Origin of the sequence: Emticicia sp. BO119 (genome assembly GCF_013912375.1) — a bacterium.
Taxonomy (GTDB): domain Bacteria; phylum Bacteroidota; class Bacteroidia; order Cytophagales; family Spirosomataceae; genus Emticicia.
Genome location: NZ_JACETV010000006.1, coordinates 57894 through 78511, shown reverse-complemented (window position 1 = coordinate 78511; position 20618 = coordinate 57894). Strand labels below are relative to the sequence as shown.

Below are 20618 nucleotides of genomic sequence, written 5' to 3'. Positions count from 1 at the left end.
GATTTTATACATTTGTATAATTTCAACCCCTAATATTTTAAATACTTTCCAAAAGTATGGAAAATTCAAACTCTCGCCGTAATGCTATGAAAAAAATTGTTGGAGGAGCCGCTACTGTAGCCGTAGCCGGAGTAGTTGCTTCCCGGATTGATGCCGCTGATCTTGGAATGGGTGCTGACTTAAAAGGGAAAATCAATCATTCTGTCTGTAAATGGTGTTACGATTCTATCCCTCTTGATGATCTATGCAAGTCAGCCAAAACTATAGGTCTGGAATCTATCGAATTGCTGAAACCTGAAGAATTTGCAACTGTTAAAAAGTATGGATTAACCTGTGCCATGGTTTCGAGTACATCCGAAGATTGGGGAATTGTGAAAGGCTGGAACAAAAAAGAACACCATGATGGCCTTGAAAAATGGCATCAATATTTGATAGATGAAACAGCCAAAGCAGGGTTTACCAATCTAATTTGTTTTTCGGGCAATCGGGATAAGGATATAGATGATGAACAGGGCATGAAAAACTGCGCTGAGGGTTTGAAAAGAATTTTATCCTATGCTGAAAGTAAGAAAGTAGTGCTGGTAATGGAGCTATTAAATAGCAAAGTTGATCATAAAGATTATATGTGCGACCACACTAACTGGGGAGTAGAATTATGCAAAATGATTGATGCAGACAATTTCAAATTACTCTACGATATTTACCACATGCAGATTATGGAAGGCGATGTAATCAGAACCATTAAAGAAAATCAGAAATACATTGCGCATTATCACACAGGTGGAGTGCCAGGTAGACATGAGATAGACAAAACGCAAGAATTATATTATCCGGCCATTATGGAGGCAATTGTCGACACTGGTTTTAAGGGTTTTGTTGCACAAGAATTTATTCCTGCACGTACAGATAAAATAGCTTCATTGAAGCAGGGGGTGGAGATTTGTGATGTGTAAAGTTTTACTAAATCATTATGCTTATAACTTTAAAAGCTATTTGCAGTTTTTTTCTGCTGATTCTAATGTTTTTGCTGATTCATTTAAGTATAAGACTTTATTATAAGCCTGATTTTGTCATAAGTAATAATCATGCTTATAATCAGGATATTATTCAGCAATTGAACTTTCTGAAAAAAGAAATTCATAGCGGGAAAGCCGAAGAGTTGCAACAAATTTTTCCAGAGGGTTTTGTATTTTTTAATGTAATTTACGGCCTGACCTGGTGTGAGTTTATTAATAAAACTGAAATAAATTCACCTTTAATAGAAGAAGGTTTTACTGAAATTGATTGGGCAATAAAACAGGTAAATTCGCAGAAAGGGAAAGAAGCTTTCAATAAAAATTTAACTTTAGAATATGGTGCATTTTATCAAGGCTGGACAACACTGCTTTTAGGGAAAAAGCTATCATTAGTTAATCAAAATCAGAGAAGAACAATAGACATAGAAAGTTTTCAGTTAAAATGTGAAAAAATTGCTAATGCTTATAGTACAAATGAATTTTCTTATCTAAGCTCATATAGCTCAGGTACTTGGCAGGCTGACAATATAATATGTTTAGCCACATTGGCCTTATATGATAAATTGTTCGCTCCAAAATATCAGAAGGTAATAAGAAAATGTATGAACTATGTGGAGTCTGATTTAGATGCAAATACAGGGTTAATTCCTCATTCAGTAGATGAAAAATCACCAAGAGGCTCGTCACAAAGCTTGATAAATGTTTTTTTACCTGAAATTGATTCAATCTTAGCTAGGCAAGTATATATAAAATATAAAAAACATTTTCTTGACCGTCGTTTAGGATTGGTCGCTATTAGAGAATTTCCTAAAGGACACGCAGGCGTTAGTGATATTGATTCTGGCCCTGTTATTTGGAATGTTGGCGGTGTAGCTTCTATTGTTGGTATTAAAGCAATGGCCGTTCATAAAGATTTCCGCATTGCGAGAAGCCTGCGTAATAATATTGAAGGCTTAGGGTTTCCAATAATCATAAACCAACAAAAGAAATATTTCTTTGGCACTTTCCCGATGGCCGATGCCTTTATTGCATGGGCAAATGTAATGCAAATAGACGAGCAACAGACTTTGTCAGAAACTAATAACAGAGCCACATTTATATTAATTACTTTTAGCATTAACGCTATAGTAGTTTCACTATTATACTTATTCTGGATTAGAAAAATGAACTGATTAAACCTTATACACCCTATGAAACTCTGGTTAAAAATTACCTTAGGAGTACTGCTGCTGATAATCATATTCGTTCTTAGAACGCTTTGGAATTCTGGTCTTTTTACGAAAATAGAACCGCATTTTGAAGGCAAAGTAACCGAAATCAAGGGTTTTAATGGAGCAGAAGATATAACAATAGATAAATCAACAGGTTTGGCACTGGTTTCTTCCAGTAAGTTTACTGAAAACGCACCTGATGGCGCTATTTTCCTATTAAATCTTAAAGAAGAAACCCCAACCCCTGTTAAACTAACCGATAATCTGCCTTTTACAGATTTCCACCCACACGGCATTAGTTTATATCAATCACCTGAGGGACAAAAACTGCTTTTTGTAGTTAATCATCATCTGAATTTAGATACTTCAATCGAGATATTTCAATTTACCGATAGTTCACTTGTTCATAAAGAAACCATTAAAAATGATTTGTTCATCAGTCCGAATGATATAGTCGGGGTAGGGGAAAGACAGTTTTATCTGACCAACGACCACGATGAAAAGAAATCGTCTTGGCGCTCTAAGAAAGATTTATTACAGATACCAATGGGGAATGTTTGCTATTTTGACGGGAATAAAGCAAATATAGTTGCAGATGGCTTTTTATATGCAAATGGGATTAATGTAAGTCAGGACGGGAAGAAATTATTTGTGGCAGCTACTACCGGAAAAAGAATCAAAATTTTTGACAGAGACATTACCTCAGGTAAATTAACAGAAAATAGTGAAATAGTTGTTAATGGGGCAGATAATATAGAATTAGATGAATCAGGTGATTTATGGGTAGGGTGCCATCCAAAATTACTGGCTTTTTTAGCGCATTCCAAAGACCATTCAAAATTATCACCATCAGAGGTAGTTAAAATCTCTTTTGAAAATGAAAAACCAACCGTTGAAAGCATTTATCTGAACGATGGAAGCCCACTTTCAGGTTCAAGTGTGAGTGCAGTGTGGCGAAATAAAATGCTTATTGGGAGTGTTTTCGGTGACAAGGTTTTGCTGTGTTCGTGGAGAAAATAACAAAGAAAATATGAAACTAAATCGTCAGCTTTTTAGAATACATAGTTGGTTCGGGCTGATTAATGGCTTTTTTTTGATTTTATTAGGATTAAGCGGTTCTGCCCTCGTATTCAAAAAAGAAATTGATGATTGGGCAAACAAAGAACTACTCACCGTTCAGCAGCAGCAAAAAAGACTTCCGCTTGATTATTTTTATGAAGATATTGCCAAACGCTATCCCGCAATTGATGGCATAGCCTGGATAAATCCTGACGATGCACCAGATAAAGCCTTTAATTTCAGGCTATATCTCAACGATGCCCGTATTACCAGTTACGATTTAGGGCTCATTACCTATGACCCGTTTACAGGTAGAATTTTAAGAGAAGGCGAATTGCAAAACCTCACACCAAGTGCCATTGAATGGATTTATCAGTATCATTTCAGTATTCAGGTGGGTGTGCCCGGTGCTGCTTTTGTGGGACTTTTGGGGCTATGTATTATTATTTCCATTATTACCGGATTTATTATCTATAAGAAACATATTATTCAGGTATTAACCTTCCGAATAAAAATTAATCGTAAAAGCTGGCGAACTATTACTTCTGATTTGCACCGGATTGTAGGTGTATGGGCATTATTCTTCAATATAATCATTGCTTTTACCGGATTCTGGCTGAATCTGTTTGCCTTTGAACCGAAAGTATGGGCCAATGAAATGATTCCGACTAAACCTAATACATTGGCAAAACATTCATTAGATTCCTTGTTTAAACAGGCATTAATAGAAATGCCCGATTTAACACCGCAATACGTGTATTTGCCAACGCAACCTAATAAAAAGTTTTTTGTAAGAGGGGCGGTAAAAGGAGAAGCGGCTATATGGGCTGGCAATAACTCTATTCAATTTAACCCACAGACAGGAGAGTTGATCAGTGTAAACCTTATTGCTGACGAAAATCTGTGGAATAAAATTGAAGCTACTTTTTATTCTCTACATATTGGTAGTTATGGGGGGGGACTCATCAGAGTAATCTATGTTTTTGTTGGGCTTACACCAGGATTTCTGTCTATTACAGGATTTTTGCTTTGGCGACGACGTAGAAAAAGACACAAAATGGCAATTCATATAAAAAAATAAGTGTTCGTAAAATATCTTTTACGAACACTAAGATTAACAAAAGATTTAATACAAGACGCTTCTTAATAAATCAACGCTTTTCTTAACTCCGGTGAATGGGTCTTCATTACCTTCAAATTCTATTGAGACGTAACCCTGATAGTTTACTTTTTTCAGAATATCGGCTATTCGTTTGTAGTCCAGATCAAGAGAGTACCATACACCACCACCATAGTAGGTTTTAGCCTGAACGAAACTGGTTTGTGGGGCAATTTTTTCTAATTTATCGTAAGGATTTTCAAGAAAATTACCAGTATCCATTAAAAGGCTTAACCAAGGCGAGTCAATAGCATTTTTAATACGAAGCATCCCTTCGGGTGTTGAACCCAATCCCCAATGGTTTTCAAGGGCTAATAGTACACCACATTCTTCGGCTTTCTTCAAACATTGTTGAATGCTGTCGATACACCATTTGAAGGCTTCATCTTCGGTATAACCTTCAATGGCAGGCTCAATCCCTCTTTTTGCCATAAAATCATCAAAAGATTTTATTGTTCCCCAACGGCCTGTGTTTAAGCGCATACAGGGTATTCCCATTTTATAAGCTAATTCAATGCAGTGGTTAGTATGGTCGATATGTTTTTTCAGTTCTGCTTTATCAGGGTTAACAAAGCCCTGATGAATTGAAAGGCAGGTCATGGCAATGCCATTCACAAATGCGTGTTTCTTTAGTTTTTGCAAATAAGCGTTATCTTCGCCTGCCATCTGTCGATGCAATACATCAATACCTTCCAAACCTAATTTGGCCGCTTCATCAATTACTTTCTCTATCGGAAATTTCTCTCCCTTAAAGTGCCAGTAAGAATAGCTGGATACACTCAATTTTATTTTACCAGCTACTGTAGCTGAGGGAGTTGGTTGTGCCTGAGTTAAAACAGGTGCACATACGGCGGCACTGCCTAAAGCTGCATTCTTAAGAAACGAACGTCGGGTTGAATCCATGGTTGTTATAAACGAAATCAGGTTATGTTTAATAGACTAAAAATACTGCATTACCAAAAAGGAGTTTGCCACTATACCAGAATCCTCTGAAAATAGGATCATCAGCCATATATACAATTTTCCCTCTACCGATGTTATGTACACCAAAAATCAAAGTGTTCTTCATTTTATCTTTGGCTTTTTCACCTACAAATCCTGTTACATAATTATTGTCTTTGAGATAACCAACATTCCAGCCTTCTTTCATGTATTCAAAATTGTAAGGGTCGCGCGCCAACAAATAATAACTTCCGTCTGTCCCATAGCCTAACGGATGAGTTTTGTCTACTTCAACTTTGTAAATAGCCCCGACTACCTGCTCTGAAATGCTTTCACGTTCTCTTGAACCGTAGGTTTTTAGCTCCGGTTTATCAGTAGCCGAATTATCTTTTTTACGTTTTAATCCAAAACCATCTTTATCAGCAAAGTAGCCGGTTGCTCCTTCCATTGCTATTACTTTTCCGCCCCCCTGAATCCATTTTTTCAGTGCATCGCCATTGCCAAAAATTCTGTCATATGTTCCATCAGCTAAAATCAACACATCTATTTGGTCGAGCGGGACACGTCCGAAAGTAGAACCTTCAATCACAGTAACAGGATAATTTATCTGTTGTTCAAAGAAGTGCCACACTTCTCCAAAAGCGGTAGGAGAGATACCATCGCCTGAAATGACTGCTACACGAGGGTTTTTCAGCACATTAACAGAATTTGAACCAAAGTCGTTACCCGAAGTAACCATGCCAGAATTAGATGCTAACAGATTAATGTTAAAAGTTTTAGCTGCCGATTGGACAATTCTGTCAAACTCATCACCCAATCTTAAATTGTTGGTTCGTGTAATAATGATAGAACCTACTTCAAATTTTCTTCCGCCTGTTTCAAACGGGTTTTCGTTGAAACGCACTTTAATACCTTTTGCTAAAATCTGTGATAAGAATTTTACATCCTCAAATGAGCTATAAGTGGCTATATAAGCATAAGGTTTGCCCTCAACTGTTAACGCAGGAGTTGTGTTGGTTGACTGAGGATTACCTACTGATAGTTTTTCTTTGGTTGCAAAAGCTTTTAAGCCATAAGCGTAAGGCAAGCCCCAAGCTGTTATATCATAAGTGAGTGAGTCTTCTAAAACTGTTTTAGGTTCAAATAGAATTTTAACAAAAGTGCCTTTGGGCTGATAAGTACTAATCACGAGGTCGTTCGCTTCAACTTTAAAATTCTCGTCTTTCAGACTCTGATAGCCAAAACCCGATGCCGAAGATTCTTTAGTTGCATAGCCATATTTGATTTGCAATTTGTCTAAAAGCCCGGTTAGAGCTTTCACTTTTGCTTCATTTCCATTGCTTTTCAAGACAAATGATTTATAGGTACCGACCGGACTGGTTTTGTTTCGGTCAAAGAATTTAACAAATTCTTCTACAGTTTTATCAGCTCTTGAAGAAATTGCTTCTAATGTTGCCATACTGGCTGAAAAATGGTGGGAGATACGATAGGAAAGTGTCAGAGTATCACCGTCTTCTTTGGCTATAGCAATACCGGCACGTCCGCCACCACCTTGCTCGTAGGTCATGCCAATAGCTCCATTATATGAGGGGTAAGTATCGCCATAACTCGGATAAAGCAGATCATAGTTTTCTTTTGAGAAATATAGCCAATAGTTTTTATCAAAATATTTTTTGTTGTATTCGCCGATGGTTTGTTGAAATTCTCTTTGCCATACGGTTAAATCTTCATGATAAGGACGGGCAGAAGGCGGAAAATAGTAAGGAGTGTTAACACCCATTTCGTGAAAATCGGCATGTAGATGTGGCATCCATTGGTTATAGATTTTCAGGCGCTGCATCGAAATCTCTTGTGTTTGCCACGCCCAGTCACGATTGGGGTCAAATAGATAATGATTAAAACGTCCGCCTGGCCAAGGTTCGTTATGCTCGGCAGCAAAAGGCGTGGCGTTAAATCCCTGATTCGCTACTCTGTTATACCATTGTGCATATCTGTCGCGCCCGTCAGGGTTAATGCAAGGGTCAATTAATACGACAGTATTTTTTAAGATACTCTGTGTTGTAGTATTATTTTTATTGACTAATTCATACAATACCTGCATTACAGCTTCTGAACTAACTGCTTCGTTTCCGTGCACATTATAACTCAACCATGCAATGGCAGGTACTTTTGTAGTTGGTTTACCATCTAATAACCCAATACTTTTCAGGTTTGAAGTGCGTATTTCATCTAATTTTGATAAATTTTCAGGTGTTGCTATAGCCACTAAAACCAGAGGGCGGCCTTCAAAAGTAGTACCATAATCAAAAACCCTTACCTGAGCCGGATTCTGAGTAGCCACATACCGGGCGTAGTCGACAATACGGTGGTGAAAGCTGAATTTTGTTCCTAATTTATAGCCAAGAAATTCGTCGGGAGTTTTGGTGGTTTGAGCATTTGCCCAGAGTATATTGATGAAGAATAAAGTAAATAAGCGGATTTTTTTCATACGTACTTTTGGATAGGTTTTAATAATTCTCAAATATAATGTTTTTCGGTTTGAAAATGATTGTGAAAAAAGATTTTGAAAATTTTTGACTTTTTTTTTGAGCAGGTATTGCATTGTAAAATAAAAGCTGTACTTTTGCACCACAATTCGGAAACGCAGACGATAAATGGAACCAGCCGGCCCTATCGTCTAGCGGTTAGGACAAGTCCCTTTCACGGATTAAACAGGGGTTCGATTCCCCTTAGGGTCACAGAATCGCTGCGGAGCAGAATTGGAAAAGCCTGATAATCAGCCGATTGTCAGGCTTTTGTTTTGTTGATTCAATAATTTACCAAGAAGTTCAAAAATTTGAAACTGTAGATTTCTAAAAAACTTTTCTTAGGTGAAAAATTGCTCAACAGTTTTTAAAAATGAGATTTCAATAAAAATTTTTAAAAAAATAATATGGCCAATTTTAAATGCCTTTTAGGTTTTTTTGCTTATTCAAGTGGGTTATAAATTGTGGCCTAAAAATGAAAGCAAAAATAAAATTATCTTGAAATGCGTTTGTTTTTTGGATTTAACGTGAAAAATCCGGATTAAAAAATCATGAATTTTCGGCCAATTTTAATGATTTCTTATGAAGAAATAGTACTTTTCTGCCTTATATTAGTACTGAATATTAAAAAACATGGTTACGTATAATATTTAATTTTTTATTAATTCATAATTTTCGAAATTTGCATTTGCGAAAATTTTAAACCCTAAACACAAAGTAGATTAGTGTATGAGAACCCCATCTAAATTTCTATTTTTTATTGCAGCAGCTATTTTTATGTCGTCGTGTGTGGCGAAAAAAAAATATGCGGGTCTTCAACAACAATTTGAAAAGTCACAAGCTGATTTAGTAAAATGTGGAGATCAGGTACAGGATTTCAAAGATCGTTTGGCTAAAGCTGAGCAAGAAAGAGAGAGCCTACGTACAGCTACTACCAGTGATATTCAGCAACGTGATGCACAAATCAAAGATTTAAGAGATCAGATTAGTGATTTGAAAAGCCTTCGTGACAAACAAATGGAGCAAGTAGGTAACCTGACAGTTCTGTCGAAAGCTGCTAACGATAACATTGACAAAACTCTGGCACAATTAGAAAAGAAAGATAAATATATACATCTTATACAAGCTGCCAGAACAAAAACCGACTCTATCAATTTAGCTTTGGCTGTGAACTTAACACGAGTATTAAGTGCAGGTATTGAAGAAAAAGATGTAGAGATTAAGGTTGATAAAACTGTTGTAATGGTTAATATCTCTGATAAAATGTTGTTTTCAAGTGGAAGTTTCAAACTTTCGAGCAGGGCTAATGAGGTATTGGGTAAAATTGCACAAATTATTCAATCTCGTCCTGATTTGGAGGTAATGATTGAAGGTTACACTGATAATGTTTCTATCAATACTGAGTGTTTGTCAGACAACTGGGATTTGAGCGTAAAAAGAGCAACCTCAGTTGTAAGAGCATTGCAAGGGACTTTCAAAGTTGATCCAAACAGATTGATTGCAGCAGGTAGAGGAGAATATAACGTTCTGACAAGCAATGATACACCGGAGGGACGTGCTACAAACCGTCGTACTCGTATCATCTTAATGCCTAAGCTTGATCAATTCTACGATTTGTTGAATCCTGACAAATGAGAATGAAATAAATTTCTTGGATAAATAAAATCGCCACTCCGGATTACCGGAGTGGCGATTTTATTTATAAAATTTATGAATATTAACGCATATTCTTCAGATGTGTATAGGTTACTCCAATTACGATTGCTGGAATCAGAATTGAAAATAATGACCACATCCCCATGCTGACAAGGACAATCTGATTTATTACATTGAAGCCAATATATAAGTAAACACCCCATTTTTTCATTGCCCAAATGCCATATGCACCTGCATAACTTGCAATTATACTGAAAACTAAGTATGGAGGGTACCATGCCCCTATAGATTTGCTACTACTAAAAAATATAAGTGGGATTGATAAAGAAGCCCATACAAATGCTGCAGTACAAGCAAATGTAATGGCAGGAGGTCTGTTTGTTTCTGCTGGTTGATTCATTGTTCTTTAATTATTTTTTCTCAATGCCTTAAATTCCGAACCCTCTTTCCATTGCGGCCAGGTAGTTTCAAAGGCTAATTTTTTCCCTATCTGAAATAATAAAATAGTGTCTTCCAGGCCTCCTTCCAATTTCCATGTAGAAGCATCATATTGGTCGGTAGTTTGATGGTAGAAATTATCATTATATAATTCTTGTTGTTTTTGCCCATATTCTTTGCCTTGTGGAATGGCATCTATTCCTCCTCCAATTGTCAAGGCCGGAATACCTACTTTAGCAAAACTAAAATGATCTGAGCGAAAATAGTGACCTGCCTCAGGATGTGCTTCCGGTGCTATATATCTTCCTTTTTTATCCAATTCTTTTTTCAGATAATCTTCTAATTCAGATTGGCCTTCTCCACCAGGAATAGAAACATCTTTTGTGGGGCTAAAATTATTAATAACATCTATATTCAGATTAGCTACCGTTTTATTAGCAGGATAAACCGGATTTTGTGCATAATAAGCAGAACCTAAGAGCCCTTGTTCTTCTCCGGTTACAAACAAGAAGACAATACTGCGTTCGGGTTTATTTTTCATGGTTTTAAATGCCCGTGCTACTTCGAGGATTGCAGCAGTGCCACTGGCATTGTCTAAAGCCCCATTATAAATGGAATCTCCTTTGGCGTCTGGTTTTCCGATACCGAAGTGATCCCAGTGTGCAGTATAGATAATATATTCATCCGGGCGTTTGGTGCCTGTTATTTTGCCAATTACATTTTTTGATTCATTGAATACTGCTTTTACTTTCATTGAAGTAGAAACCTTCAGATTCAATAAAACTGGTTTGAAACCTTTTTGATTTGCCTTGGCTAAAAGTGTTTCCCCATCTGGAATTGTATTTAATAACCGTTTAGCTGCTGGCTCTGTCAGCCAACCTTCAACCGCGCAGCGGTATTCTTTACCTCTTGTGTCTAAATGTTGTTGAGATTTGCCCCAGGAATTTTGCACGACATTAAATCCATAAGAAGCAGCTGCTTCGTTGTGCACTATTAAACAGGCTTTTGCTCCTTGCCGGGCTGCTTCTTCAAATTTATAAGTCCACCGACCATAATAGGTCATTTCTTTTCCCTTGAAGAGAGTACTGTCAATTAAACTGAATCCGGGATCGTTAACCAATACTACTACTACTTTGCCTTTTACATCAAGCCCCGCATAATCGTTCCAGTTGTATTCAGGTGCGACTATTCCGAAACCTGCAAAGATTACTTCTTCACTATTTAATGAAACAATCGAATCTGTATTTTCTGTCCAGATCACATAGTCATCCATATTTTTTAAAGTGAAATTACCTCTGGCTGATTCTACTTTCATAGAAGGGTCACAGGTCGGGGTAATTTCTACCATAGGTACTTTCTGAAAATACTCATTTCCATTGCCTGGTTCAACACCCAAACTTCTGAGTGTATTGGTAAGGTATTCAACTGTTTTAGTTTCACCAACCGTGAAAGGACGGCGACCCTGGAATTGGTCTGATGCTAAAGTGATGATATGTTGTGCAAGGCTATCTTTATTAAATGAACTAAGGCCATCTTGTTCGTCAAATGAACTGTCAGAATGGGTACAAGCGGTAAGGATTGTGGCTGTTAAGATAATTAAAGCCGAAGGTATGATCTTTTGCATTGATTGAATGAGGTTGAAATAGTAAGCAGTTATAATGAGTAAGATATTTTGGCGGTCTGAATGATATTAAGTAAGCATGCTCAAATATACTATAAAATATTATACAATAACTAAGAAGGAATTAATCTAAACCATCATATAAGTGCATCAGTGTTTTGAGATTTTCAACAATTACTTCTATGGGAATATCTTCATTTGGATTAATGATTATACTCTGGTATTGATCTTTTAATCTTACGCCTTCGATTGGTTTCTGTAAACATTTGTCTTCAATAAACCCAATCTGTACTTTCTTTTTGGTAACCCATAAATATGCTAACTTCTTTTCTTTGTAGTAAAAGAAGGGAATCTGGTATTTTCGTTGGTGAGTGATTAATGGATATAAATCCATGATAATAACTCTCAGTGCTAATAAGCAGCTTTGAATAGGCTCGTTTTGTTTCAGATAATAGTTTTCAAGGTCTGAAGGCATAGGGTTAAAATGCTTTTATAAAGAGTTAACAACTATTCTATTACATTCAGTTGCCTGAGTATATTTTTTGTGATGTCTTTCCGGCATTGTCCGAATTCAGGATTGATAGTGCTACGTTTTTTGGTAATCCGGGTAGCAAAAAAATATGTATTATCGTTTCGTTCTATATAACCAACCCACCAACCAATATCCTGACTCGATACTCTTGTCCAACCTGTTTTTGATCTAATACTATAAGCGTAAGTTTTTTCAGTAATCATGACTTTTTTCAGAATCTCCATATTTTTTTTTGAGAAAGGTAATTTTTCTTCATATACTTTTATCAGAAATTCAATCTGATTTATAGGAGATATAGCAAAGTTGCCGAAATTCCAGAAGTCGGCGTCATTTTGTGAGAGGTTTCCGTTGCCATACTGGCATATTTTCAGATAATGCTTATATTTCTCTTTTCCAATCTTTTTGGCCAACTCAATAAACACCCAACCGGCAGATACCTCGAAGGCTTCCTTTACAGACATATCTTTGTAAATGTCGGGGCGATAGCCATATAAAGTCGTATCGGTTTTACCAACCCATTTCACTATCTCGTTTTCATCTTTGATCACCTGAGTTTCTAAGGCAATCAACAAGTTAATAATTTTGAACGTGGATGCAGGTAAGGTCTCGATGCGGGCATCGTTGCTGTTACTGAATACCCATTTTTTATTTTTATAATCATAGACAGAAGTACTACCCTCTATATTACAATCTTTAAATGGTGTTGTAAAATCAATTTGTGCGAAAGTTTGAAACGAATTGAGCAATGTGATTAATAGAAAAGTGGCTTTCATCGGATATATTTAATTATTAAATGGAAGTAGAGATAATTTATTTTAGCAGTTATAAGGCAAAGATAAGCAATCGTTGGAGTAAAATGCCTTTGCTTAGATTAATGCTTTTAATTAAGTTTGTACACCAGTTAGGGGGATTATCCAACCAACACTCGTATGAAAAAATTACTTTCACTTGCACTTATCAGCCTTTTATTTGCCTGTAAGGAAGATAGACCTGCCCCTGAAAATTTAATAGTTGGAAAATGGAAACTTATCTCGTATTGTAAACGCAATGGAACTAATGCCTGCACCAATATAACTATGCCGGACAATAAATGTGTTTATGTAGAGTTTTCAAAGAAAGGCAGCTTTGAAGAAACCTACAAGGGCACAATTCCTGTCGAGTATGCTTTCCTTGGTTGTGGTGGGGGTGGTTATATCATGGAAAATGATGATATACGAATTCAGGCCTCGTGCATGTCTTCTTCAAATGGCGCATTAATAACAGTCAAATTATTAACTGAAAGGCAATTAGTGCTAATACCATTTGAAACTGGGGACTATGTATTTGAAAGGGAGTTGATTCTTAATACATAATTCACATACACTTGCTTAAGTAGCAGCTTGGTTTGGCTATATTTGCGGTCAAAAATCACAATAATTGGTTATTGTCTTATGAAAAAAATCTTAGTTTTGGTTTTTATATTATTTTATGGTATTGGTATTCAAGCACAAACTACCAGAAAAGCAGTATTTATTATTGTAGACGGTATTCCCAATGATGTCATTGAGAAAGTAAGTAAGCCATACCTTGATTCAATTGCTAAAATAGGGGGGTATGCCCGCGCGTATGTTGGGGGAGAGAAAAGTGGGTACTCTCAAACACCTACCATTTCGGCAGTCGGGTATAATAGCTTGCTGACTGGTACATGGGTAAATAAGCATAATGTTTGGGGCAATGATATTAAAGCGCCTAATTATCATTACTGGACGATTTTTCGTTTTTTAAAAGAGCAGTATCCTAAAAAGAAAACCGCGGTATTTTCTACGTGGTTAGATAATCGTACAAAACTGGTTGGTGATGATTTGCCTCAGACCGGCAATATCATGACCAACTACCATTTAGATGGACTGGAATTAGATACTGTCAATTATCCACACACCAAGGGAAGCAGGCATATAAATATGATTGACGAAAAAATAGCTACCGAAGCCGCTAATTCAATAAAGGTTGATGCGCCTGATCTGACGTGGGTATATCTGGAATTTACTGACGATATGGGGCATACCCACGGCGATAGTCCGGAGTTTTATTCGGCCATTGAACAGATGGACAAGCAGGTAGGGCGTGTATGGCAGGCTATTCGGTATCGGGAGAGGAACTTTAAGGAGGAGTGGGTGATTTATATTACAACAGATCATGGGCGAGATGCCAAGACAGGTAAAAATCATGGTGGGCAATCGGATAGAGAGCGAGCTACCTGGATGGTTACCAATGCTAAAAATCTGAATCCCTATTTCAGGAATTACCAACCGGGAATTGTAGATATTATGCCTTCAATTGCCTCGTTTATAGGCATAACTTTTCCTCGTGAAAGACAATTCGAAATAGACGGAGCACCATTGACAGGAAAAGTTTCGGCAGTTCAACCAGCAGCTCAATTCAAAGATGGGAAAATAGATTTAACGTGGAAAGCAATAGATAAAAAGGGACAGGCTAAAATCTGGCTGAGTACGACGAATTATTTTCAGACTGGAAAAACAGACAATTATATTTTAGTTAAGAAAGTACCTGTTGATGCCGAAAAGGCTACTATTGATGTAAGCCCTTATACTTCGTCTTTTTACAAAATCGTTTTAGAAATGCCTCATAATACTCTTAATCGTTGGGTGGTATTAGATAAAAAATAATGGATTAATCCTAAAAATGCAGTTTCATACCCTCATGAGTAGCCTTGAAGCCTAACTTTTCATAAAAATGTAAGGCTTCAGGTCGGCTTTTATCTGTGGTGAGTTGTAAGATATGTGCTTTTCTTGCCTTAGCGCGCGCAATAGCCCACTCAAACATCTGTTGGCCAAGTCCGCCGCCCCTCAAATCTTCTCGTATTCTTACTGCTTCTATCTGTGCTCTGATGCCTCCCTGATAGGTGAGGTACTGTATAAAACTTAGTTGCAAAGTGCCGATAACTTCACCATCGTATTCAACTACAATCAATTCCTGATTGGGGTCGGTATTTATATTTTCAAAGGCCGAATAATATTGCGCAGGCAATGGGTTTCTATAATCTTCTCTTAATTTACCTAATTTATCATTAGCCAGCATCTTTACAATGAAAGGAATATCGGCCTTTGTTGCTTTTCGGAATATCATTTGTAGCTTATTTCCTGGTTATTTTGGCTTCTGCCAGTTCAATTTTTTTATCTATTAATAAATAAGATTGAACCTTATTCTTATTAAAATCAATTATCTGGCTCACACCAATCCCATCAGCCTCTGCCCATGTCACAAATACACTATTCCCCTCGAGTTCTTTTTGATAATAGCGGTCAGTTTCCTGCTTGCCTTTTTCTTCTCCGAAGACACATTCCCAGCGCAAGGTAGTATCAGTCAGGCATTTTACTTCATACCGGGCGTCACCGTAATCATATACATAGGTTTCTCCAATCTGTAATTTCCCGGCTTTTATCAGTGGAATTTCTTCACCTTTACCTATACAAGAAGATATAAAAGTAGTAGAAAGAATTAATAGCAGTAGTTTATTCATATTTATAAGATTTATTTCTAAGGTGGTTCAACAGTATTAATTTTATTACTTCTTTGATAATAATTAAGACTATCAGAGTATGCTATATATTTGTTTGCACTTTAAGAAACTGTTTGAGTTAATCTTATTGAACTAAAAAAGTTGCTTTTTGACCAATCCTGCGGTGAAAAAATCCTCATGTAGCTCTGCTAAACTCCGGTTTTTACACCTTGTCCTGTCACAAAAGTCATCCTTTTTTATTTTCAAAATTTAACTCAAACAGTTTCTAAGTATGAAGTGTAGTGTTTATTAAATAAGACAAGTATTCTATCTTTTGGGAATTACAGCAGTTGCTTCGATTTCTATCATCACATCTTCCCGATACAATTTACTCACTTCAACAAGGGTACTTGCAGGAGGAGCTTTGCTATTTACAAATTGATCTCTTACCTCCCTTACAACTTGTATTTTGCTTATGTCTTTTATAAAAATGGTAATCTTAGCAAGATGATTAATATTGCCACCTGCCTCTTCAATAATGTTTTTAATATTGGTGAAAACCTGTTCGGTTTGTTTAGTGAAATTATCTCTACCCACAAGATTTCCTTGTACATCGAGTGGAACTTGTCCTGAAATGAGCAACATAATAGAATTACCCATATCTATCTGAGCTGTTTGAGAATAGCCTTTTGGAATAATAACGGAACCCGGGTTAACAAACTTCAGAGAATTTTGAGAGAACGTACTGAACGTGGAGAAAAGTAAAAAAAACAGTAGAGTGAATTTCATTTGTTGTTAATTTGGAATAACCCAAAATTAACAACAAATTTTTTGATTTGAATATTTATAGTGTACAATCTGCGTAAATTACAAATAAGTATAAACTCCTTGTGAGTATTGATGTTTAAAGCGTTCAAAAGCCTCTTTTTCAAGGCGTTCCTGATGGTCTGGATGAGCTATTTTTATAAGTTCTTTTGCTCTTTCAACCAGGTTTTTTCCAAAGAGATAGGCTATGCCATATTCGGTAACTACATAATGGACATTGGCACGGGTAGTAACTACGCCAGCACCTTCTTTCAGATGAGTTACAATCTTTGACTCTCCGTTTTTTGTACTTGAAGGTAGAGCTATAATAGGCTTGCCACCTTCTGACAGGGCTGCTCCCCGGATAAAATCCATTTGCCCGCCTACACCTGAATACATACGATAGCCAATGCTATCTGCACAAATCTGACCAGTAATATCAATTTCAATAGCGCTATTGATGGCTGTTACCTTAGGGTTTTGGCGGATAATTGAAGTATCGTTTACGTAATCGACAGGTAGCATGGTAATGAGCGGATTATCGTCTACAAAATCGTATAATTTCTTGCTGCCATATAAAAAGGTGGAAACAATTTTACCCCGATGTTTTTTCTTGAATCTTCCAGTAATTACGCCTTTTTCTACTAAAGGAATTACTCCATCGGAGAACATTTCTGTATGGATTCCTAAATCTTTATGGTTTCCAAGAACAGATAAAACCGCATTCGGGATATTCCCGATACCCATCTGTAAGGTAGCGCCGTCCTCTACCAGTGAGGCGACATGATTGCCTATTTTCTGCTCTATTCCAGTGGGATTTCCCCATAAGACCTCGTGCAAAGGTGCGTCAAAAGGTACAAGATAATTAATTTTGCTGCTATGAAGCTGACTATCTCCTAAAGTACGTGGCACGAATTTATTAACCTGTGCAATCACAATATCGGCTGAATCAAGTGCAGATAGGGTTGCATCAACGGAGGTTCCTAAAGAACAGAAACCATTTTTATCTGGTGGTGAGACGGAGATTAAAGCTACATTGAGTTGAATAATTTTTTGTTTGAAAAGACGTGGGATTTCTGACAGAAATACAGGAATGTAACTTCCGCGGCCTTCTTCGATTGCTTTTCTTACATTTGCTCCTATAAAAAAAGCATTTGTATGAAAAATGCCTTCATAATCCGGGTGAGTGTAAGGCGCATCTCCCTCTGTATGCAAATGATATAATTCGACATTTTGCAGTTCGCCAGAACGTTTTACTAAATTATCCAATAAATGCTGTGGAGCAGCGGCTACACTATGCACATAAATTTTATCGCCTGACTTAATTACTTTCAGTGCTTCTTCTGCTGAAACAATTGGCATCTTAGGTATAGAATGATTCGTGATACAAAATTCTCTAATAAAAGTACACCAGAATATGATATTTATCAGTCAAATTTCTGCTTCTCATCGTATCTATAACAACCCAAAAATCACTCTAACAGTTTATTCAATGAATAACATATAAGATTATTAAACAGATATTTTTCGTCATTGGTCTTTAAATCTCCTGTTCTTAGTTCATATACATAACCTGCTTTCATCTCAGCTAATTCAATAGAAACTTTTTTTCGATCAGGTGAAAGTTTAACAGATTTTACAGGTATATCCTGTACATCAAATTGTTTAGAGCCATAAGCCTGATGGTATTCATAGTAAAAACGTTTGAATTTATAATTGGCCATATCTTTGGCGGCGTCTTCATTAAGTGGGAGTGTGAAAGTTAAATCAAACCCTGTTCTGGTCAGATTCATCGCCATTATATCCAGATGTGTTTTACCTTTCCAGGCTATTTTCTGGATACCTCTTGACCCTGCCCAACCGTGATCGTTTTGTCCTACCCATAGACTACCGTCTGGAGCGAAAACCAAACGGTTGTTACCAATCCGCATTTTTGAACCAAAATTCATTGGAATGCAAGCTCCCTGCAACGCTCCTCCCACCTCTTCCATTAGTATTCTCATTACATATTTATGATCCATATCTCCTACAAGCATCTGTCCGGCAAAAGGACCAAATTTTCCGTTGGTGTTATCCCAGATTGGTTGGGTTGGAGAATTAGCAAAGTATCCATGCGGAAACTGGATTGATTCTTTAGTGCGCATACTATCCAATTTTGATACTGGTAATTTGATAGGCACCACCCTTGGGAAATCTTCTTTCCAGATTAAACCTGCGGGATGTCCGTAGAATTTCCCTTCTTCTACATGGAATAATTTACTTGTACCTAACCAATCGCCCTGATTATCTGAAACAAATAAGCGACCTTGGGCATCAAAGCCTAAACTATTCGGAGAACGGAAGCCCACAGCGTAGGGGTGGAGTTTACCATCTTTGGTTAACTTCATAATCCAACCTCTGTAGGGTACACAGGAATACATACGCCCCGGGCGAGAAAGTGAATCGTATTTTCCTCTGATTTCTTTTCTAATACCGGCACCATTAGAAGCTAAATTAAGTGCTATGAATAAATTCCCCTGTTTATCAGCCACAGGGCCAAAAGCAAATTCATGGTAATTGCCGGATAAACCAAAATCATCTGTTACAGTCTCATAGTCGTCTGCTATGCCATCTCCGTCTGTATCTCTGATACGAGTTAATTCGGGGCGTTGCATTATCAGAATTTCTCTATTATTAACTACCAAGATACCTAATGGGTCGTGCATACCTTCAGCAAATAGTTTCCATTTTTTGGTTTTCAGATTATAGGTCATAATTTCCCCTCTATGAAAACAGGCAATGAACCGACCATCAGGCATGAAGCCTATTGCGCCTGTTTCAGCAATTAATCCTTCAGGTAGAGGGATGTTTTCGACCGTATAATAATCTGCCGCAGAATCTTTAGGAAAATAATTCTTTGCATAACTAATCTGTATGAAAAGAAGGCCAATGAGTAGAGTTGCAATATATCGAATGGTTTTCATTTTATTTCTTCATGGTTAGGGTTAGCTTCTGTGTACCAGCAGGAATGGTCAATACACCATCATTAAATTTGCCCACCGAACTTTTATAGGTAATTCCATCATCGGTTTTGATTATAAATAAAAGTGGTTGGGTATTATTCCTGAAAGTAAAAGTCCGGCTTAAACCTGTATCGCCGGGGAGGAGAGTGAGCGTTTCTTTTACTTCAATATTATTTAGCAAATATCGGAATGTAGGAATACGATTAGTGAGATGATACCCCTTAAAATGCACCTCTGGCGTGATATCAATTTTTCCTATTCTGAATGGGAACCCGGTATTATCATGCCAGTAAATATCACCAACTATCTTAGTAAGTTTACTGCCATTACCTTTCCATTGCTCGCTATTATCTACAAAACCGCCTGACCAGGCATATCTTAAATAACATTTGCCTGCATCAAAGCAATAAGACTCAGTTTCGTTTAAGGCAACTGCAATAGCTGCCGGACTACAATCGGGCATGAAAGTACGATAATGCAGAGGATATTTGAGTGGATAAGGATGAGGTGACTGGGAGGCCATGTGATGCCCTGAATGATTGGCGGTTGCTCCGGTTTTTTGTCTTTGGGTTTCTGGCACATTCAGGTCTTTTTCGAGTGGTGGTAATGGTTTTGTGGTTACATACATTGCACCATACATAATATATCCATGCCCCGGATACGTACAAACATAAGGGTATGTACCTTCTTTATCAACTAAAAATGTGATGCTTTCCATTCGTCCGGGTTCAAGAATTCTGGTATGAGCAATGACTAATGGAGAGTTAGGGATATAATCCATTTTAGCTCCCTTTTCAGCTAATTTAAGGGCCTCGTCAACTACCTTTATACGTGAATTTGGTTGAGTGACTACTAAATTATGTGCCATGTCGTCATGATTATCTAAAGTAATTGTTACCCGTGTATTAGGCCTGACGGCAAAACGAGGTAGATCAAACTGTAAACCTCCTAAAACCTTGATAACAATTGTGGTATCTTGCTGGGCGGACAAGGGGAAGTAGACAGAACATAGTAATAAAATTAAGCATGCCAGTCGATGCCTAAGAAAAAGAAAGGGTTTCAACATGTTAAATCAATAGGGTGAATGAGTATCCAAAAATAGGGAGTAATCATTAAATTTTCTTATATTTACCTGTCTTAAATTTGTACTATTC

Annotated in this window: 19 protein-coding genes and 1 tRNA gene; 8 read left to right on the top strand and 12 right to left on the bottom strand. The window is 37.0% G+C overall.

Annotation, left to right across the window (positions count from 1 at the left end; translation table 11 throughout):
* Positions 1-56: 56 nt before the first annotated feature.
* The 4 genes from H1R81_RS18870 (at position 57) to H1R81_RS18855 (ending at position 4367) form a co-directional block, all read left to right on the top strand.
* A complete protein-coding gene (locus H1R81_RS18870; protein WP_181842312.1) occupies positions 57-953 on the top strand; it encodes a hydroxypyruvate isomerase family protein in 897 nt (298 codons plus the stop codon).
* Positions 954-1114: 161 nt separating this feature from the next.
* Positions 1115-2188: a hypothetical protein gene (locus H1R81_RS18865; RefSeq protein ID WP_220275264.1), complete on the top strand. Its 1074-nt coding sequence runs from the start codon at positions 1115-1117 to the stop codon at positions 2186-2188.
* Between the two features lie 18 nt (positions 2189-2206).
* Positions 2207-3247: an SMP-30/gluconolactonase/LRE family protein gene (locus H1R81_RS18860; RefSeq protein ID WP_181842310.1), complete on the top strand. Its 1041-nt coding sequence runs from the start codon at positions 2207-2209 to the stop codon at positions 3245-3247.
* A gap of 10 nt (positions 3248-3257) precedes the next feature.
* Positions 3258-4367, top strand: coding sequence for a PepSY domain-containing protein (locus tag H1R81_RS18855; RefSeq protein WP_181842309.1), 1110 nt, complete (start codon positions 3258-3260; stop codon positions 4365-4367).
* Between the two features lie 45 nt (positions 4368-4412).
* Here the strand turns inward: H1R81_RS18855 and H1R81_RS18850 are convergent, their stop codons facing one another.
* Together H1R81_RS18850 and H1R81_RS18845 are read right to left on the bottom strand one after the other, a co-directional pair.
* Positions 4413-5348, bottom strand: a complete 936-nt coding sequence (locus H1R81_RS18850; RefSeq protein ID WP_181842308.1) for a sugar phosphate isomerase/epimerase — start codon at positions 5346-5348, stop codon at positions 4413-4415.
* 28 nt (positions 5349-5376) lie between these two features.
* Complete coding sequence (locus tag H1R81_RS18845) at positions 5377-7875, bottom strand: M14 family metallopeptidase (RefSeq protein ID WP_181842307.1); 2499 nt, start codon at positions 7873-7875, stop codon at positions 5377-5379.
* Positions 7876-8053: 178 nt separating this feature from the next.
* Between H1R81_RS18845 and H1R81_RS18840 the strand changes: the two genes are divergently transcribed.
* A tRNA-Glu gene (locus H1R81_RS18840) sits at positions 8054-8125 on the top strand.
* Positions 8126-8641: 516 nt separating this feature from the next.
* Positions 8642-9547: an OmpA family protein gene (locus H1R81_RS18835; RefSeq protein ID WP_181842306.1), complete on the top strand. Its 906-nt coding sequence runs from the start codon at positions 8642-8644 to the stop codon at positions 9545-9547.
* A gap of 82 nt (positions 9548-9629) precedes the next feature.
* Here H1R81_RS18835 and H1R81_RS18830 read toward each other — a convergent pair whose 3' ends face one another.
* From H1R81_RS18830 to H1R81_RS18815, 4 genes are all read right to left on the bottom strand, one after another.
* Entirely contained in the window at positions 9630-9968 is a 339-nt protein-coding gene (locus H1R81_RS18830; RefSeq protein WP_181842305.1) for a hypothetical protein, read from the bottom strand.
* 6 nt (positions 9969-9974) lie between these two features.
* Positions 9975-11630, bottom strand: a complete 1656-nt coding sequence (locus H1R81_RS18825; RefSeq protein WP_181842304.1) for a M28 family metallopeptidase — start codon at positions 11628-11630, stop codon at positions 9975-9977.
* Between the two features lie 121 nt (positions 11631-11751).
* Positions 11752-12102, bottom strand: coding sequence for a DUF1801 domain-containing protein (locus H1R81_RS18820; protein ID WP_181842303.1), 351 nt, complete (start codon positions 12100-12102; stop codon positions 11752-11754).
* Positions 12103-12134: 32 nt separating this feature from the next.
* Complete coding sequence (locus tag H1R81_RS18815) at positions 12135-12932, bottom strand: class D beta-lactamase (protein ID WP_181842302.1); 798 nt, start codon at positions 12930-12932, stop codon at positions 12135-12137.
* A 156-nt stretch (positions 12933-13088) separates the two neighbouring features.
* Between H1R81_RS18815 and H1R81_RS18810 the strand changes: the two genes are divergently transcribed.
* Together H1R81_RS18810 and H1R81_RS18805 are read left to right on the top strand one after the other, a co-directional pair.
* Positions 13089-13511, top strand: a complete 423-nt coding sequence (locus H1R81_RS18810) for a hypothetical protein (RefSeq protein WP_181842301.1) — start codon at positions 13089-13091, stop codon at positions 13509-13511.
* Positions 13512-13589: 78 nt separating this feature from the next.
* Positions 13590-14825 (top strand): alkaline phosphatase family protein, encoded by a 1236-nt coding sequence (locus tag H1R81_RS18805; RefSeq protein ID WP_181842300.1) that lies wholly within the window; start codon positions 13590-13592, stop codon positions 14823-14825.
* A 10-nt stretch (positions 14826-14835) separates the two neighbouring features.
* Here H1R81_RS18805 and H1R81_RS18800 read toward each other — a convergent pair whose 3' ends face one another.
* From H1R81_RS18800 to H1R81_RS18775, 6 genes are all read right to left on the bottom strand, one after another.
* The gene (locus H1R81_RS18800) at positions 14836-15285 is read right to left on the bottom strand and encodes a GNAT family N-acetyltransferase (protein ID WP_181842299.1); all 450 of its coding nucleotides are present in this window, start codon (positions 15283-15285) and stop codon (positions 14836-14838) included.
* Positions 15286-15292: 7 nt separating this feature from the next.
* Positions 15293-15679 (bottom strand): MoaF-related domain-containing protein, encoded by a 387-nt coding sequence (locus H1R81_RS18795; protein WP_181842298.1) that lies wholly within the window; start codon positions 15677-15679, stop codon positions 15293-15295.
* Between the two features lie 306 nt (positions 15680-15985).
* Positions 15986-16447: a RidA family protein gene (locus tag H1R81_RS18790; protein WP_181842297.1), complete on the bottom strand. Its 462-nt coding sequence runs from the start codon at positions 16445-16447 to the stop codon at positions 15986-15988.
* Positions 16448-16525: 78 nt separating this feature from the next.
* A complete protein-coding gene (locus tag H1R81_RS18785) occupies positions 16526-17824 on the bottom strand; it encodes an acetyl-CoA hydrolase/transferase family protein (RefSeq protein ID WP_181842296.1) in 1299 nt (432 codons plus the stop codon).
* A gap of 110 nt (positions 17825-17934) precedes the next feature.
* Positions 17935-19425 carry a PQQ-dependent sugar dehydrogenase gene (locus H1R81_RS18780; protein ID WP_181842295.1) on the bottom strand — a complete coding sequence of 497 codons (1491 nt, stop codon included), beginning with the start codon at positions 19423-19425 and terminating at the stop codon, positions 17935-17937.
* 1 nt (position 19426) lies between these two features.
* On the bottom strand, positions 19427-20455 hold the full coding sequence (locus H1R81_RS18775) for a plastocyanin/azurin family copper-binding protein (RefSeq protein ID WP_229251173.1): 1029 nt from the start codon (positions 20453-20455) through the stop codon (positions 19427-19429).
* Positions 20456-20618: the final 163 nt, after the last annotated feature.

Bases quoted from the DNA above. Each gene is read 5' to 3' on its own strand.
- H1R81_RS18870 (WP_181842312.1), top strand. From the start codon at position 57: ATGGAAAATTCAAACTCTCGCCGTAATGCTATGAAAAAAATTGTTGGA.
- H1R81_RS18860 (WP_181842310.1), top strand. From the start codon at position 2,207: ATGAAACTCTGGTTAAAAATTACCTTAGGAGTACTGCTGCTGATAATC.
- H1R81_RS18855 (WP_181842309.1), top strand. From the start codon at position 3,258: ATGAAACTAAATCGTCAGCTTTTTAGAATACATAGTTGGTTCGGGCTG.
- H1R81_RS18850 (WP_181842308.1), bottom strand. From the start codon at position 5,348: ATGGATTCAACCCGACGTTCGTTTCTTAAGAATGCAGCTTTAGGCAGT.
- H1R81_RS18845 (WP_181842307.1), bottom strand. From the start codon at position 7,875: ATGAAAAAAATCCGCTTATTTACTTTATTCTTCATCAATATACTCTGG.
- H1R81_RS18835 (WP_181842306.1), top strand. From the start codon at position 8,642: ATGAGAACCCCATCTAAATTTCTATTTTTTATTGCAGCAGCTATTTTT.
- H1R81_RS18830 (WP_181842305.1), bottom strand. From the start codon at position 9,968: ATGAATCAACCAGCAGAAACAAACAGACCTCCTGCCATTACATTTGCT.
- H1R81_RS18825 (WP_181842304.1), bottom strand. From the start codon at position 11,630: ATGCAAAAGATCATACCTTCGGCTTTAATTATCTTAACAGCCACAATC.
- H1R81_RS18820 (WP_181842303.1), bottom strand. From the start codon at position 12,102: ATGCCTTCAGACCTTGAAAACTATTATCTGAAACAAAACGAGCCTATT.
- H1R81_RS18815 (WP_181842302.1), bottom strand. From the start codon at position 12,932: ATGAAAGCCACTTTTCTATTAATCACATTGCTCAATTCGTTTCAAACT.
- H1R81_RS18810 (WP_181842301.1), top strand. From the start codon at position 13,089: ATGAAAAAATTACTTTCACTTGCACTTATCAGCCTTTTATTTGCCTGT.
- H1R81_RS18805 (WP_181842300.1), top strand. From the start codon at position 13,590: ATGAAAAAAATCTTAGTTTTGGTTTTTATATTATTTTATGGTATTGGT.
- H1R81_RS18800 (WP_181842299.1), bottom strand. From the start codon at position 15,285: ATGATATTCCGAAAAGCAACAAAGGCCGATATTCCTTTCATTGTAAAG.
- H1R81_RS18795 (WP_181842298.1), bottom strand. From the start codon at position 15,679: ATGAATAAACTACTGCTATTAATTCTTTCTACTACTTTTATATCTTCT.
- H1R81_RS18790 (WP_181842297.1), bottom strand. From the start codon at position 16,447: ATGAAATTCACTCTACTGTTTTTTTTACTTTTCTCCACGTTCAGTACG.
- H1R81_RS18785 (WP_181842296.1), bottom strand. From the start codon at position 17,824: ATGCCAATTGTTTCAGCAGAAGAAGCACTGAAAGTAATTAAGTCAGGC.
- H1R81_RS18780 (WP_181842295.1), bottom strand. From the start codon at position 19,425: ATGAAAACCATTCGATATATTGCAACTCTACTCATTGGCCTTCTTTTC.